Here is a 12943-nt window from a genome sequence, read left to right as displayed (position 1 = left end):
ATGTCCTTGAAAATTGAACAATACATTAATCTAGCAGATGACAAACTGGGCGCTGAAGCGCTCTACGCCACGGATGATTTTTTCGCGGATAAGAGCCGCTTGCTCAGCCGATTAGACCCGGTATGGAAAGATGACTTCTATGACGACAACGGTAAGTGGATGGACGGCTGGGAAAGTCGTCGAAAGCGTGGAGAAGGTTACGACTACTGCATCGTTAAACTAGGCTTGGCGGGCACAATCGCTGGCGTTGATATCGATACGTCCTTCTTTACTGGCAACTACCCACCATCAGCTTCTATTGATGCTATTTATAGTCCAGAAGCTGACCCAACGAACTCAGAAGAATGGGAAGAAATTCTACCCTCTCAGAGTCTATCTGGGGATCAGCACCACATCAGTGAGATCGACAGTGACAAAGTTTACACCCACGTAAGACTTAACATCTATCCCGACGGTGGCGTCGCTCGCTTACGCGTCTACGGCACACCAAGCGTTGATTGGGATGCCATCGACGAGCTGCAGCAAATTGACCTCGCCGCCGTAGAACATGGTGGAAGAGCGTTAGCATGTAGCGATGAGCACTACGGAAACAAGTCCAACATATTAGGACCAGGTCGTGGTGAAAACATGGGTGATGGCTGGGAAACCGCGCGCCGCAGAACGCCAGGTAATGATTGGGTTATCGTTGCGTTAGGTCATGCTGGCAACGTAGGTCGAGTCGTTGTTGATACCGCACACTTTAAGGGTAACTACCCTGACAGTTGCTCGATTCAAGCCGCTTATGTGAAAGGTGGCACGGATGATCAGGTCGCAACTCAGAGCTTGTTCTGGAAAGAGTTGTTACCGTCTCAAAAACTCAATGCACACTCGATTCATGAGTTCGTATCAGAGGTTAATGAGATTGGACCGATCACCCATGTACGATTGAACATCTTCCCTGACGGCGGTGTTAGTCGCTTGCGCCTATTTGGCACCAAGGCGAACTAAACTTAGTAGAGGGAATTGATATGAGTACTGGTATACGCCGAATTGAAATAGAGCCTCTCAACAAGCATGCGTTTGCTGAGTTTGGTGATGTCATCGAGGTGGAAAATAGCGACTATTTTATGATCAATAACGGATCAACGCGTCGTTATCACAAGCTAGCAGAGGCTGACGTGGAAGAGCAGGGTGGCAGAGCCATCATGAGTATCTTTCAGGCGACGCCTTTGCAATATCCGCTGACTATCAAAATGTTAGAAAGGCACCCACTTGGCTCACAAGCGTTTATACCATTACTCGGGAAACCGTATCTTATCGTCGTTGCTCCCAAAGGAGACAACCCTTCTTTGGAGCACTGCAGAGCATTTTTGAGCAATGGGCAGCAAGGTGTGAATTATCACAAGGGCGTTTGGCATCATCCAGTTTTAGCGTTAACCGACCAAGACCAGTTTCTAGTTGTAGATAGAGCTGGCGATGGGAATAACTGTGATGAGGTGTTCTTTAGTGAGGGACTGATTCAGTTATGCCTAGAAGATCTGCCTGTTGGCCTAGATGAGATACAAAAAGATAAGGATAAGCAGCGAGTCTCTGGCTAAGCTGCTGACGAGGAGTGTGCTATGGATCCACACGTAACAGAATGGCTGAACCTGATTATTCGTTGGGTTCACATGATAGTAGGTATCGCATGGATTGGTGCGTCATTCTACTTTGTATGGTTAGAGAATAACCTTAATCGCACAAATCCCCGCGATGGTCTTTCCGGCGATTTGTGGGCGATTCATGGTGGTGGGATTTACCATCTAGAGAAATACAAGCTTGCGCCACCTAAGATGCCAGAGAATTTGCATTGGTTTAAGTGGGAAGCGTATTTCACTTGGATAACCGGTGTGCTGCTTTTGGGCGTAGTGTACTACCTCAACGCTGAGATCTATTTGGTTGCTCCGGGCTCGGGTATCGATTCCACTACCGCGATAATGATAGGTGTGGCGTCTCTAGTAGCTGGCTGGGTTATCTATAACGTGCTTTGTAACTCGGCCCTAGGTAAAACCCCAATAGTTTTAGGTGTCGTGTTGTTTGTCGGCTTAGTGGCTGCAGCCTATGGGCTGACTCAGGTGTTCAGTGGCCGCGGTGCCTACATCCATGTTGGTGCCATTATCGGGACCATTATGGTGGGTAATGTGTTCTTCGTTATCATGCCAGCTCAGCGTAACCTAGTGAAAGCGATTGAAAACAATCAAGAGCCTGATCCTGCGTTACCTGCGAAAGGGTTGCTGCGCTCAAGGCACAACAACTATCTGACGTTGCCTGTGCTGTTCATTATGATCAGTAACCACTTTCCAAGTACCTATGGTCATGAATATAACTGGGCGATCTTAGCGGGCTTATCAGTGTTCAGCATCTTAGTGAGACACTATTTCAATACACGTCACGGTAGCCAAAAATTTGCTTGGACGATTCCTGCAGCTGCTTTGGGCATGGTGACACTTGCTTTCGTCTCATCTCCGTATGCGAACAGACCATCGACGCCAGTCGCTAAAGCACCGGTGACACAAACTCAGGCAAGTTCTGAAGAAGTACAAACGGGCAATGAGCATATCGCTCAGTCTCAAGGTCATGATGGTTCGATTCCGTTTTCACAGATTAATCAGGTCATTCAAGAGCGATGTTCTGTGTGTCATTCCGCAACGCCAACACACGCTGCATTTCAGACTGCGCCTGGTGGAGTCGTGTTGGATACGCCAGAAGAGATCAAAGTGAATGTGCCGCGTATTGTCGCTCAGACAGTAACAACAAAAGTGATGCCACTTGGCAACCTCACTCAAATGACCGATGAAGAGCGTACTCTAATTGGAGAGTGGGTAGAGCAGGGTGCTCAGATTCAATGAGGTCAAATTGTCAGTGCAAAGCCGCCTAGAAAGGGCGGCTTTGTTTTTGGGTTTAATGAAAGTACCGACTTAGCCGTTATCGACCCAGAATTTGTTTATTGATGAAGCTCAACTGTTCGTATAGCGCAGTTGTTTTTGGCATCGTGACGCCATGACTAGCGGCTAAATCAATGGCGTTTTTGTACATATATTGAATCTCAAGCTCTCGATTATTGCGCCTATCTAGCAGCATACTGGTCAAGTAGGGCTTCATTTTAGCGGTGTTGCTAAGCATGGTGTCAATGAGTGACATCGGGATCTCTGTGTTAGTAGTTTGGGCGGCATGCTGAACTTCGATCATAATTGCCTTTGATAAACCTACTAACTCAGCGCAATCCATCATTGTTGCAGTATCTGAATCCAGAACTGCAGACAAGCCGTTGAATGGCACATTCCAAAGTAACTTTTTCCAACGCGCATCGATGATTTTGGGGTCTACATCGACTTCGACGCCACTTTGGGTTAAATCATTTGCGAATGCGTGTAATGCGTCGATTCCACTTTGGCCGTATACGCCAATAGTAATGCGTCCGTAATCAATGTGGTCAATATGTCCAGGGCCCACCTTGTTCGAGCAAATAAAACACAAACCACCACCAACGAAAGGCAGGTCGAACGCCTCTGCTACCTCTTGTTCTGCACCGATTCCGTTTTGGAGCAGCATGACTAATGTGTTTGGTTTTAGCAATGGTTGAATGAGGCTTTCGAGTAGATGATTCTGGGTAGTTTTGAGCGCGACGAGTACGACGTCTGCTCTTGGCATGTCAGTCGGTGTGCTGTATGCGTTGAGGTCACATGAAGGAATAGAAAAATCGCCATAGTGCGAGTCGACACGTAAACCGTTATTAACAACATGTTGGTAGTCACTGTTTAATAGGAAGTGGACGTCATGACCTCCATGATGGAGTCTTGCACCGTAGTAACCTCCAATCGCGCCTGTTCCAATTACTGCGAATACCTTTTTGCTCATGTCCTGTCCCTATTTCTAATATGTACTCGTATTACTGTACAGGAAAATAGTTGGGAATGAAGTGCTACGCTTGAATGAGTGCAGCAATAAGGAAATAAACAGTGGCGAATTTTACGGGCGTGATTTTGGTGTTGCTCAGTGTCATAGTCGGCACTACTTTAGCTTCACAGGCAGGCGTTAATGCACAGCTTCGAACAGGGCTAAGTTCTCCACTTCAGGCAGCGTTTATTTCGTTTGTGATTGGGACCATAGTACTCGGTACATTAGTCGTGCTGGAAGGAAAGCCTTGGTTTCCTACAGGAAGTTTAAAGAATCTTCCTTGGTGGGCGTGGTTGGGTGGTTTTTTAGGGGCCTTTAATATTGCAATGTCGATCTATCTAGCACCTAAGTTAGGGGCTTTAGCGCTTGCGATCTCGATTGTTTGTGGGCAGGTCATCGCGTCTCTTTTTTACGATCAGTACGGGCTTTTGGGCTACCCTAAGATCGAACTATCGCCCCACCGGATTGGAGGGGCGATCTTGATAGTGATCGGCGTGGTTCTTGTCGCTAATCACCCTAGCAAAGGCAGTTGATTCTTAAGTCAGATTAGCCTGCGATTGCTACGCGTTTAATGTCCAGTTTGGTGTCTTCGAATGTGTCTTTATCGACCTTACCAGAGATGATCACTTTGTCGGTTGGTGTTACTTCAACACCACGCCAGTCTTCGTTCTCGACCTCGATAACAATGGTGTTTTGACCGTCGGTGAATTGGTACTTTTCATCACCTAGCGAGTGGGTAATGTTGCCAGTGATTTGAACCGCAGTGTCGTCTTTTGCTTCCAACGCTTGTGCAACAGTCGTTTGCGCGCCAAGGGTAGGACCGTTAAAACCGCCTTGAGCAGGCATTGATTTAGCTGCTGCGAAACCAGACGTTAGGATTAGTGCTGTAGCGATGATAACTTTTTTCATAATAACCTCGATTTAGACATCTTTGTTTAGTTGACGATGTCAGTATGCATCCGTCTAGATTAACTAACCTTGAAATGAATATTCAGAATTCGTTCATGTTTGAAAAAAGGTGAAAAAAGTTTGTTGTTTGAGGGAGGAGTTGAGGATGGGCGTGTGCTTGTATAAGACCCCTGCCTGCGCAGGGGTGACGACAATTTGGGTTCGGATAAACTATAACCCCGTCATTCCACTGGCAGTGCGCCTGCGCAGAGATGACTACTATTTGGAATGTGAGGAAGTTACAACTCGCGTCATTCCTGCGCAGGCAGGAATCTTCTTGCGGCTAGGTGGACGCTTTGAGAAGACCTCTGCCTGCGCACGCGCACGGCTAGTGGGTTGATGATTGTTTGATGTAATGCAGTTGACTACCTTCAACTCACCATTCTCTTATCACGTTCACCTTTCGCGTCATACGCTAAGTCACCATAGATATAAGTTTCACAAACCGTTCGGTCATCACCGAGGCTCATCAACACGAACAGCTTTTCTTCAAGCGTTGTTGCTTGATTCATCCTAAAGCGCATCAGTTGCGTCGCGTGCAGATCCAAAACCACAAAGTCAGCTTCTTTGCCTATTTCTAAGTTGCCGATTTTATCTTCTAAGTGCAGAGCCTTCGCACCGCCCAGTGTGGCAAGAAACAGTGATTTGATTGGGTGCAGCTTTTCTTGCTGTAGCTGCATGATCTTATACGCCTCACTCATGGTCTGTAGTATGGAGAAGCTGGTGCCTGCTCCCACGTCCGTACCCATGCCAACGCGTATGCCTTTATCTTCCATCTTGTTGAGCTTAAATAAGCCAGAACCTAGGAATAGGTTTGAGGTCGGACAGAATGCAATAGCGGACTCCGTGTCGGCGAGACGTTGACATTCGCAATCTGAAAGATGAATACCATGGGCGAATACCGAGCGCTTGTGAAGCAAGCCGTAGTGGTCGTAAACATCTAAATAGCTTTTTCGCTCTGGAAATAGATCCAGCACCCACTCGATCTCTTTTTTGTTTTCTGAAAGGTGAGTGTGCATATAGACGTCAGGGTATTCCTCAAGCAGCTTTCCAACCATAGCGAGTTGCTCAGGTGTGCTAGTAGGAGCAAACCGCGGTGTGACAGCGTAATGCAGACGTCCGCGATGGTGCCACTTCTCGATGAGCTCTTTTGATGCTTGGTAGCCAGATTCTGGTGTATCAGTAAGGTAGTCTGGAGCGTTGCGGTCCATTAACACCTTACCGCAAATCATTCGCAGGTTTCGACGTTCAGCTTCTCCAAAGAAGACATCCACCGATTCTTTGTGCACTGTACCAAACACTAACGCGGTCGTTGTGCCGTTGCTGGCAAGTTCATCCAAGAACAGCTTCGCCACTTTGAGTGCATAGATAGGGTTTTGAAAGCGTCGCTCTTCTGGGAAGGTATAGTTTTCCAGCCAATCAAGAAGCTGCTCCCCATAAGAGGCAATCATACCTGTCTGAGGGTAGTGGATATGAGTATCGATAAAGCCGGAGGTGATGAGCTTGTCTTTATAGGTTTTGATTTTCATTGGCTTGGTGTGTCTAGCCAATATATCGGTTGCGCTGCCGATGTCGACGATGTGACCGTTTTCCACCACGATCATGCCGTCTTCAAAAAATTGATATGAGTTCTCTAGACCCACATCTTTGGGGTCAGCAATGCTATGTAAAATGCTGGCACGGTAGGCCTTGCGTTGTGTTGTCATGACACTTCCTTTCTCTGCCCGAATTCTTCAGTCAGTATTATTATTTTAATCCTTTAGCGGCCTTTTAGCCTGCTTGGTCGAGCTCTTGGCGCGTGTTCGCGGGGCGCTTTTGCTCTATCGGGTTGCCTTGGTAATGCGAAATCAGCTCACCCGCAACCGAGACAGCAATCTCTGCCGGGTGCTTGCCAGTGACCGCTCCGATACCTATCGGGCAGGTCATGGTGTTGATTTCATCTTGATTAAAGCCACGTTGTGCCAAACGGAAGTCAAACTTCTTACGCTTGGTCAGAGATCCAATCATCCCAAAGTAGGTGCTGTCACCGCGCTTGATAATCGCTTTTGCCAGATCGAAATCGAGTTGATGATTGTGAGTCATCACGAGGTAGTAACTGTTTGGTGGCATTTGAGCGATTTCACCAACTGGGTCGTCACTCACAAGCTTATTGACACCTTGCGGCAAGGTTTCTGGAAACTCTGCCTCACGTTCATCAATCCACGTTACCCTAAAGGGCAGGGTAGCAACAATATGAACCAGTGCTTTTGCCACATGACCTGCACCAAAAAGTATCAAGTGCTTTTGTGCAGTGCCAATGGGCTCAAAGCTAAGTGTTGCCATACCACCGCAACATTGACCTAATCGAGCACCCAAATTAAACCTTTCTACTTTGAGACTTTGCTCTCCAGAAAGCAGCATTTCTCGTGCCATTTTAGAGGCTACATGCTCTAAGTGACCGCCTCCAATGGTCGCGATGATGTTATCCCGTGTTACCAGCATTTTTGTACCTGCATCTCGCGGCACGGAGCCGCGATCTTCAAGTACGGTCACCATGACGCAAGGTTCATGCTGTTCTTCGAGCTTAGCAAGCTCATGAATCCAGTTATCCTTAAACATAGTGACCTCCTGTTAATTGGTTTCCGTGAAGGATGCCGTGTTAACACTCTGATCTTGTGTCACGGCTTGTACCGCCATTAACACACGTTCTGGTGTTGCAGGGGTATCCAGTTTGGGAATCGCACCATCAACGGCGACATAAGAGATGGCGTCTTTTAGCGCACTCCAAACGGACATGCCGAGCATGAAAGGTGGCTCACCCACAGCTTTGGAGTTGAACACGGTGTCTTCGGGGTTACTTCGGTTTTCAAGAAGATGTGTTCTAAAATCGATCGGCATGTCTGCAATGGCTGGGATCTTGTAGCTTGCAGGGCCATTCGTCATCAAACGTCCTTGCTCATTCCAGACGAGCTCTTCGGTTGTCAACCAACCCACACCTTGAACAAAGCCACCTTCCACCTGACCAATGTCGATAGCCGGGTTAAGCGACGCGCCCACATCATGCAAGATATCCACGCGCAAGATTTTGTACTCACCAGTGAGAGTATCGATGATGACTTCGGAACACGACGCGCCATAAGCATAGTAATAGAACGGGCGGCCACGTGCTTTTTCATGGTCGTAGTAGATTTTAGGCGTGCGATAAAAACCTGTGCTCGATAGCGAGATTTGGTTCATCCACGCCAACTGCGCAAAGTCGGCAAACGTCATGATCTGCTCACGTATTTGGACCATGCCATTTTTAAACAACACTTCTTCAGGGGTGACTTTAAAGTGAGAAGAAGCAAACTCAATTAGACGCTGTTTGATGGTTATTGCGGCGTTTTGTGCAGCTTTACCGTTGAGATCGGCGCCCGATGAGGCCGCCGTGGGCGAGGTGTTCGGCACCTTGTCGGTGTTGGTAGCGGTGATTTGGATACGGTCAACATCTACTTGAAACTCCTCTGCAACGATTTGCGCCACTTTGATATTCAGACCTTGACCCATCTCGGTACCACCGTGGTTTAAGTGGATACTGCCGTCGGTATAGATATGAATAAGTGCGCCTGCTTGGTTTAGGAACGTGGCGGTAAACGAGATACCAAATTTGACGGGTGTGATAGACAAACCCTTTTTCAAAATCGGATTGTTTTTGTTGAACTCAGCAATCTCTTTACGCCTTGCGTGGTAATCACTGCTTTGTTCTAACTGCTCAGTGATTTCAGGAAGGAAGTTATCTTCCACTGTTTGATAGTAGTGGGTAACGTTTCGACCCTCTTCGCCGTAGTAGTTGGCTTTGCGAACTTCTAACGGGTCTTTATTTAGGTAGCGGGCGATTTCATCCATGATGTGTTCAATGGTCATCATCCCCTGAGGACCACCAAAACCACGGTAAGCGGTGTTCGAAGCGGTATTGGTTTTGCAGCGGTGTCCGGTAACAGTCGCATCACCTAAGTAGTAAGCATTGTCAGAGTGGAACATGGCACGGTCGACAATCGAGCTCGACAGATCTGGCGAGTAGCCACAGTTACCCGCGACAACAATATCGGCACCTTGAATCACACCGTTATCATCAAAGCCAATCTTATATTGGTTGTAGAATGGGTGACGTTTACCCGTCATGGTCATATCTTCATTGCGAAGCAGGCGCATCTTGGTTGGTCGACCTGTCAAATGAGCGATGACCGCTGCCATACAAGCAGGCGCAGCCGCTTGTGTCTCTTTACCACCAAAACCACCGCCCATGCGGCGCATGTCGATAACTACCTTGTGCATTGCAACTCCAAGTACCTCAGAGACCAGTTTTTGCACTTCTGTTGGGTTTTGTGTAGAGGTATAAACAATCATGCCGCCGTCTTCGGTTGGCATCACGCTGCTAACTTGTGTTTCGAGATAGAAGTGTTCTTGACCGCCAATTTCGATTTCACCCTCGATGACGTGTTTGGCGTTGGCAAGCGCTTTGGCTGAGTCACCGCGCTTTTGCTGGTGGCTTTCCGTCACGAAATGTTTTTTCGCTAGTGCTTCTTTGACATCCAGAATGGCAGGTAGCGACTCGTATTCAACGATGGCTGCGTGCGCTGCTTTTCTTGCTGTTTCAAGATCGCTCGCCGCAACCGCGATGACGGGTTGACCGTAGTACTCGACGATGCCATCGGCAAGCAGAGGATCACCTGGAAGGATAGCGCCAATATCAAGCTGTCCTGGCACGTCTTTGGAGGTAATCGCAATAGCAACGCCGGCGAAGTCATAACAAGGAGAGACATCTATCTTAGTGATTTTTGCGTGTGCTTGTGTGCTCAGTAGTGCGTAGACATGAAGCTGGTTTGGGAACTCAAGTCTGTCATCGATGTAGACAGCCTCGCCCGTCACTTGTTTTGGTGCGCTATCGTGCTTAACACTCTTACCAACACCTGTTTTAAGATCTTGTTTGACGATAGCAACCATCTCTTCGTGAGTCAGCTGCTGGTGATTCACATTAGACATAAGATGTTACCCTCGTTTCAATCAGGTTGTTGGTGTTATTGGTTTCAATGTAATAGCGTTTGAGCATATTGGCGGCGGTGAGGCTTCGGTAAGTTTGGCTAGCGCGAAAATCTGATAGGGGCTCAAAGTCGTTACTCAGTGCTTCCATTGCGTTACTAATAGTCTCTTCATTCCAAGGCTGTCCGACTAGCGTCTTCTCACAAGAGATTGCTCGTTTCGGTGTTGCTGCCATGCCGCCAAAGGCAATACGAGCACTCACTACATGGTTATCTTCCACCTCAATGCTGAAAGCACCACAAACTGCTGAAATATCGTCATCTAAACGTTTAGAGAGCTTGTAAGCGCGGAATGTGCTTGATGATGGTTTAGGTATAAAGATTTTTTCAATGAACTCGCTAGGCTGCTGCGCGGTGACTTTGTAGCTGATGAAGTAGTCTTCAATAGGCATGACGCGTGTTTCATCACCGCAGCGTAGTTGGATTTTTGCGTCAAGAGCGATGAGCAGCGGTGGGGTGTCTCCGATAGGCGAAGCGTTAGCAATATTGCCACCTATGGTGCCTTGATTTCTAACTTGCAAAGAGGCGAAGCGGTGCAACAGTTCACCAAAATCGGGGTAGTGCTTGTTTAGCAGTGTATAGGCATCGCTGATTGGAAGGTTTGCCCCGATCTCTAAGCTGTCTTCGGTCTCTTGGCAGACTTTCATCTCTTCGACGAGATTCACGCTGATAAGGGTTTCAATCTCGCGATGGAATTGAGTAACTTCGAGCGCCAAATCTGTACCACCGGCAACCAGTTTGGCCTGTGGATGAGCTTTGTATAGTTTGGCAAGCTCTTCAGTGTTCTTTGGAGAAAATGCGGTAAGGTGTCCAAGACGAAGACTTGCTTCTTCATTTTGGATTTTTTCAAGCTTAGCGATGGTTGCTCGCTCAAGCTCTGAAAATTGGTCAACGATTTGTTCTTCCGAACACAGTGACAACGCAGAATCGACGATGGGTCGGTAACCCGTGCAGCGGCAAAGGTTGCCAGCCAGAGACTCCATCACATCGGCTTTGTTAGCATTCGGCTTGTTCTTAGTCAGTGCGAACATTGACATGATAAATCCAGGCGTACAGTAGCCGCACTGAGAGCCATGAAACTCGACAATGGCTTGTTGAACTGGGTGAAGTGACTTATCGCGGGCTTGCAGATCTTCTACCGTGATAAGTTGCTTGCCGTGAAGAGCAGAAATAAAAGTGAGGCAGGAGTTAACGCTGCGATACTCGAGCTTGCCATCGACGAGCTCACCAAGCACTACGGTACATGCACCGCAATCACCAGAACCACATCCTTCCTTGGTGCCTGTTTTTTTAACATGAGTGCGCAGATAGTTCAGCACCGTCATGTTTGGGGAGACATTTACTTCCTGTCTGATTTCTTGATTGAGTAAAAAAGTAATCAAGAGACCTCCTTGTACAGTGTATTCATGAAATTATTTTTTCTGACCTTCGGGTCAATAATTGGCTAAATTGACCATAAGGTCAACTATTAATTTACAAGTTGGCAACATTTCTAATGGGTTGAGATCAAGGTCAAATTGGGAGTTGTGGCTAGGTTGTTGGTTTGGAAAGTGTTGTATGGTGGAGAATACCGCTGTGTGCGATACAAAAAATCATCGTTGAAAAAGTAGGGGTTTTTGGCATCTATGTCGTCATCCCCTTGTAAAAGGGGATCTTTTGCAGCGCGTTGACAAATCGATTTGGCAAGGTATGCATGTGTTTGAGATGAGTCACTCGGGTCAGGAGATCCTCACTTGCGTGAGGATGACGAGCTTTCTTTGGGCATACAACTTAGTTTTAGAGAGGTTTTAAGTTAACTCGCTTTGTTCTTCAAAACATCTGAGAACACGACATGCAAGTCGTTGGAGGCCATACTGTCATCGAGGTTGAGCTTAGAGCGAATATGGTCAAGGTGCTCGCTCATCAATGCGAGTGCTTTCTCTCTATTACCCGCTTCTATGGCGTCTAGTAACTCGCTATGTTCATCTTGGGAGCAGTTGGAGTGATTGCCCGTCTCATACATTGCGATGAGAAGAGATGATTGAGATACGATGCTTCTTTGGAAGGCCAAGAGGGGAGCATTATCTGCCATCTCGGCAAGTTTGATATGAAACTCACCAGAGAGCCGTAGCCCCTTACCGTAGTCATCTTGGGCGAAGGCTTGGTTTTCTTGTTCTACTAGCTTGCGGCACTCGGCAATTTGCAGTTTCGTCGCATGTTCCACTGCAAGCTCTATGATAGCGATTTCAAGTATTTCTCGCGCTTTGAATATTTGCTTCGCCTCTTCAACAGATGGGGCTGAAACGGTCGCGCCTCGGTTGGGTTTGATATCGATGACTTTTTCAATGGATAGTCTCAGTAGCGCACGACGTATTATGGTTCTGCTCACGCCAAAGATCTCAGCTAATGCTTCTTCGCTAAGTTTTGTCGCGGGTGGCAGTCTTTGTTCGAGAATAGCGTCGAAAATATGGCAATAAACCACGTCGTCTTGGGTCTGTCCTGCGACTTTGGTCTTCACGCCTTTGTTTACTGAGTTTTTCAGGTTTCCCATTTGGATACAGCACTCTACAGTTTTCATTCCTTGTTAAGACAATAATACTTCACTTTGTATACAAATAGCCACTACGACCAGATTTTGTGAAACAACTTGCAATAATAAGAACAATAAAGGTTAAGAGTCGACTTGCGTTGGTGAGAAGGAGGAACATTTCCTCCTTCGATCGATGAGAAGTAAGTTCGAGTTAGATCCCGAAGTCATAGTCTTTGTAGATATCAGAGAGTGTTTTCGGCTTTTTACTGCGTTTTGACTGCGCAGTGTGTTGTTGACTCTGTAGCGCTTCAGCATGAGCTTGCGCAGATTTCATGAATTCAGGATTGGCCATCGCTTTTTTACGCAGCTCGTTGATGCGTTCTAGTCTTTCTTGCAACATAACTACACCTCATGAATTACTGTATGTACAAACAGTATATGTAGTAACTGTATAAAGATCCAGTATTGATGTGCAATCGTTAGATTTTCTGTTTTTTAGTCAATTGTTGATGAG

11 protein-coding genes and 2 pseudogenes are annotated in these 12943 nt (G+C 47.1%); 5 read left to right on the top strand and 8 right to left on the bottom strand.

Annotated elements, in window-relative coordinates; genetic code table 11:
- From alc to J4N45_RS27345, 4 genes and pseudogenes are all read left to right on the top strand, one after another.
- Positions 1 to 987, top strand: coding sequence for an allantoicase (gene alc / locus J4N45_RS09335; protein WP_252011093.1), 987 nt, complete (start codon positions 1 to 3; stop codon positions 985 to 987).
- A gap of 20 nt (positions 988 to 1007) precedes the next feature.
- Entirely contained in the window at positions 1008 to 1577 is a 570-nt protein-coding gene (locus J4N45_RS09330) for an ureidoglycolate lyase (protein WP_252011091.1), read from the top strand.
- 21 nt (positions 1578 to 1598) lie between these two features.
- A pseudogene (locus tag J4N45_RS09325) lies at positions 1599 to 2534 on the top strand (urate hydroxylase PuuD); the annotation flags it as partial.
- 78 nt (positions 2535 to 2612) lie between these two features.
- Positions 2613 to 2867 (top strand): annotated as a pseudogene (locus J4N45_RS27345) (urate hydroxylase PuuD); the annotation flags it as partial.
- Positions 2868 to 2943: 76 nt separating this feature from the next.
- Here J4N45_RS27345 and J4N45_RS09320 read toward each other — a convergent pair.
- The gene (locus J4N45_RS09320; protein ID WP_252011088.1) at positions 2944 to 3876 is read right to left on the bottom strand and encodes a 2-dehydropantoate 2-reductase; all 933 of its coding nucleotides are present in this window, start codon (positions 3874 to 3876) and stop codon (positions 2944 to 2946) included.
- 101 nt (positions 3877 to 3977) lie between these two features.
- On the opposite strand from J4N45_RS09320, the gene J4N45_RS09315 reads away from it, so the two are divergent.
- A complete protein-coding gene (locus J4N45_RS09315) occupies positions 3978 to 4448 on the top strand; it encodes a DMT family transporter (protein WP_252011086.1) in 471 nt (156 codons plus the stop codon).
- Between the two features lie 13 nt (positions 4449 to 4461).
- On the opposite strand, the gene J4N45_RS09310 is transcribed toward J4N45_RS09315, so the two are convergent.
- The 7 genes from J4N45_RS09310 to J4N45_RS09280 all read right to left on the bottom strand — a co-directional run bounded on the left by J4N45_RS09310 (position 4462) and on the right by J4N45_RS09280 (position 12829).
- Positions 4462 to 4824 (bottom strand): YgiW/YdeI family stress tolerance OB fold protein, encoded by a 363-nt coding sequence (locus J4N45_RS09310; RefSeq protein WP_252011084.1) that lies wholly within the window; start codon positions 4822 to 4824, stop codon positions 4462 to 4464.
- A gap of 410 nt (positions 4825 to 5234) precedes the next feature.
- Positions 5235 to 6569 (bottom strand): guanine deaminase, encoded by a 1335-nt coding sequence (gene guaD, locus J4N45_RS09305; protein ID WP_252011081.1) that lies wholly within the window; start codon positions 6567 to 6569, stop codon positions 5235 to 5237.
- A gap of 64 nt (positions 6570 to 6633) precedes the next feature.
- Positions 6634 to 7461: a xanthine dehydrogenase accessory protein XdhC gene (gene xdhC / locus J4N45_RS09300; protein ID WP_252011079.1), complete on the bottom strand. Its 828-nt coding sequence runs from the start codon at positions 7459 to 7461 to the stop codon at positions 6634 to 6636.
- A gap of 12 nt (positions 7462 to 7473) precedes the next feature.
- Positions 7474 to 9864 (bottom strand): xanthine dehydrogenase molybdopterin binding subunit, encoded by a 2391-nt coding sequence (gene xdhB / locus J4N45_RS09295; protein ID WP_252011077.1) that lies wholly within the window; start codon positions 9862 to 9864, stop codon positions 7474 to 7476.
- A complete protein-coding gene (xdhA, locus tag J4N45_RS09290; RefSeq protein ID WP_252014682.1) occupies positions 9857 to 11245 on the bottom strand; it encodes a xanthine dehydrogenase small subunit in 1389 nt (462 codons plus the stop codon). The genes xdhB and xdhA overlap by 8 nt, the downstream gene beginning before the upstream one ends.
- Positions 11246 to 11712: 467 nt before the next feature.
- A complete protein-coding gene (locus J4N45_RS09285; RefSeq protein ID WP_252011075.1) occupies positions 11713 to 12450 on the bottom strand; it encodes a GntR family transcriptional regulator in 738 nt (245 codons plus the stop codon).
- 190 nt (positions 12451 to 12640) lie between these two features.
- Entirely contained in the window at positions 12641 to 12829 is a 189-nt protein-coding gene (locus J4N45_RS09280) for a hypothetical protein (RefSeq protein ID WP_252011073.1), read from the bottom strand.
- Positions 12830 to 12943 lie beyond the last annotated feature (114 nt).

Source organism: Vibrio sp. SCSIO 43140 (genome assembly GCF_023716585.1).
Classification (GTDB): domain Bacteria; phylum Pseudomonadota; class Gammaproteobacteria; order Enterobacterales; family Vibrionaceae; genus Vibrio; species Vibrio maritimus_B.
The sequence above is the reverse complement of the archived record's forward strand: the minus strand, read 5'-3'. Positions and strand labels throughout refer to the sequence as shown.

Excerpts from the sequence above, each read along its gene's own strand:
- J4N45_RS09320 (WP_252011088.1), bottom strand. The coding sequence starts at position 3,876 with ATGAGCAAAAAGGTATTCGCAGTAATTGGAACAGGCGCGATTGGAGGT.
- xdhC (WP_252011079.1), bottom strand. The coding sequence starts at position 7,461 with ATGTTTAAGGATAACTGGATTCATGAGCTTGCTAAGCTCGAAGAACAG.
- guaD (WP_252011081.1), bottom strand. The coding sequence starts at position 6,569 with ATGACAACACAACGCAAGGCCTACCGTGCCAGCATTTTACATAGCATT.
- J4N45_RS09280 (WP_252011073.1), bottom strand. The coding sequence starts at position 12,829 with ATGTTGCAAGAAAGACTAGAACGCATCAACGAGCTGCGTAAAAAAGCG.
- J4N45_RS09285 (WP_252011075.1), bottom strand. The coding sequence starts at position 12,450 with ATGGGAAACCTGAAAAACTCAGTAAACAAAGGCGTGAAGACCAAAGTC.
- xdhA (WP_252014682.1), bottom strand. The coding sequence starts at position 11,245 with ATGACGGTGCTGAACTATCTGCGCACTCATGTTAAAAAAACAGGCACC.
- xdhB (WP_252011077.1), bottom strand. The coding sequence starts at position 9,864 with ATGTCTAATGTGAATCACCAGCAGCTGACTCACGAAGAGATGGTTGCT.
- J4N45_RS09310 (WP_252011084.1), bottom strand. The coding sequence starts at position 4,824 with ATGAAAAAAGTTATCATCGCTACAGCACTAATCCTAACGTCTGGTTTC.
- J4N45_RS09330 (WP_252011091.1), top strand. The coding sequence starts at position 1,008 with ATGAGTACTGGTATACGCCGAATTGAAATAGAGCCTCTCAACAAGCAT.
- alc (WP_252011093.1), top strand. The coding sequence starts at position 1 with ATGTCCTTGAAAATTGAACAATACATTAATCTAGCAGATGACAAACTG.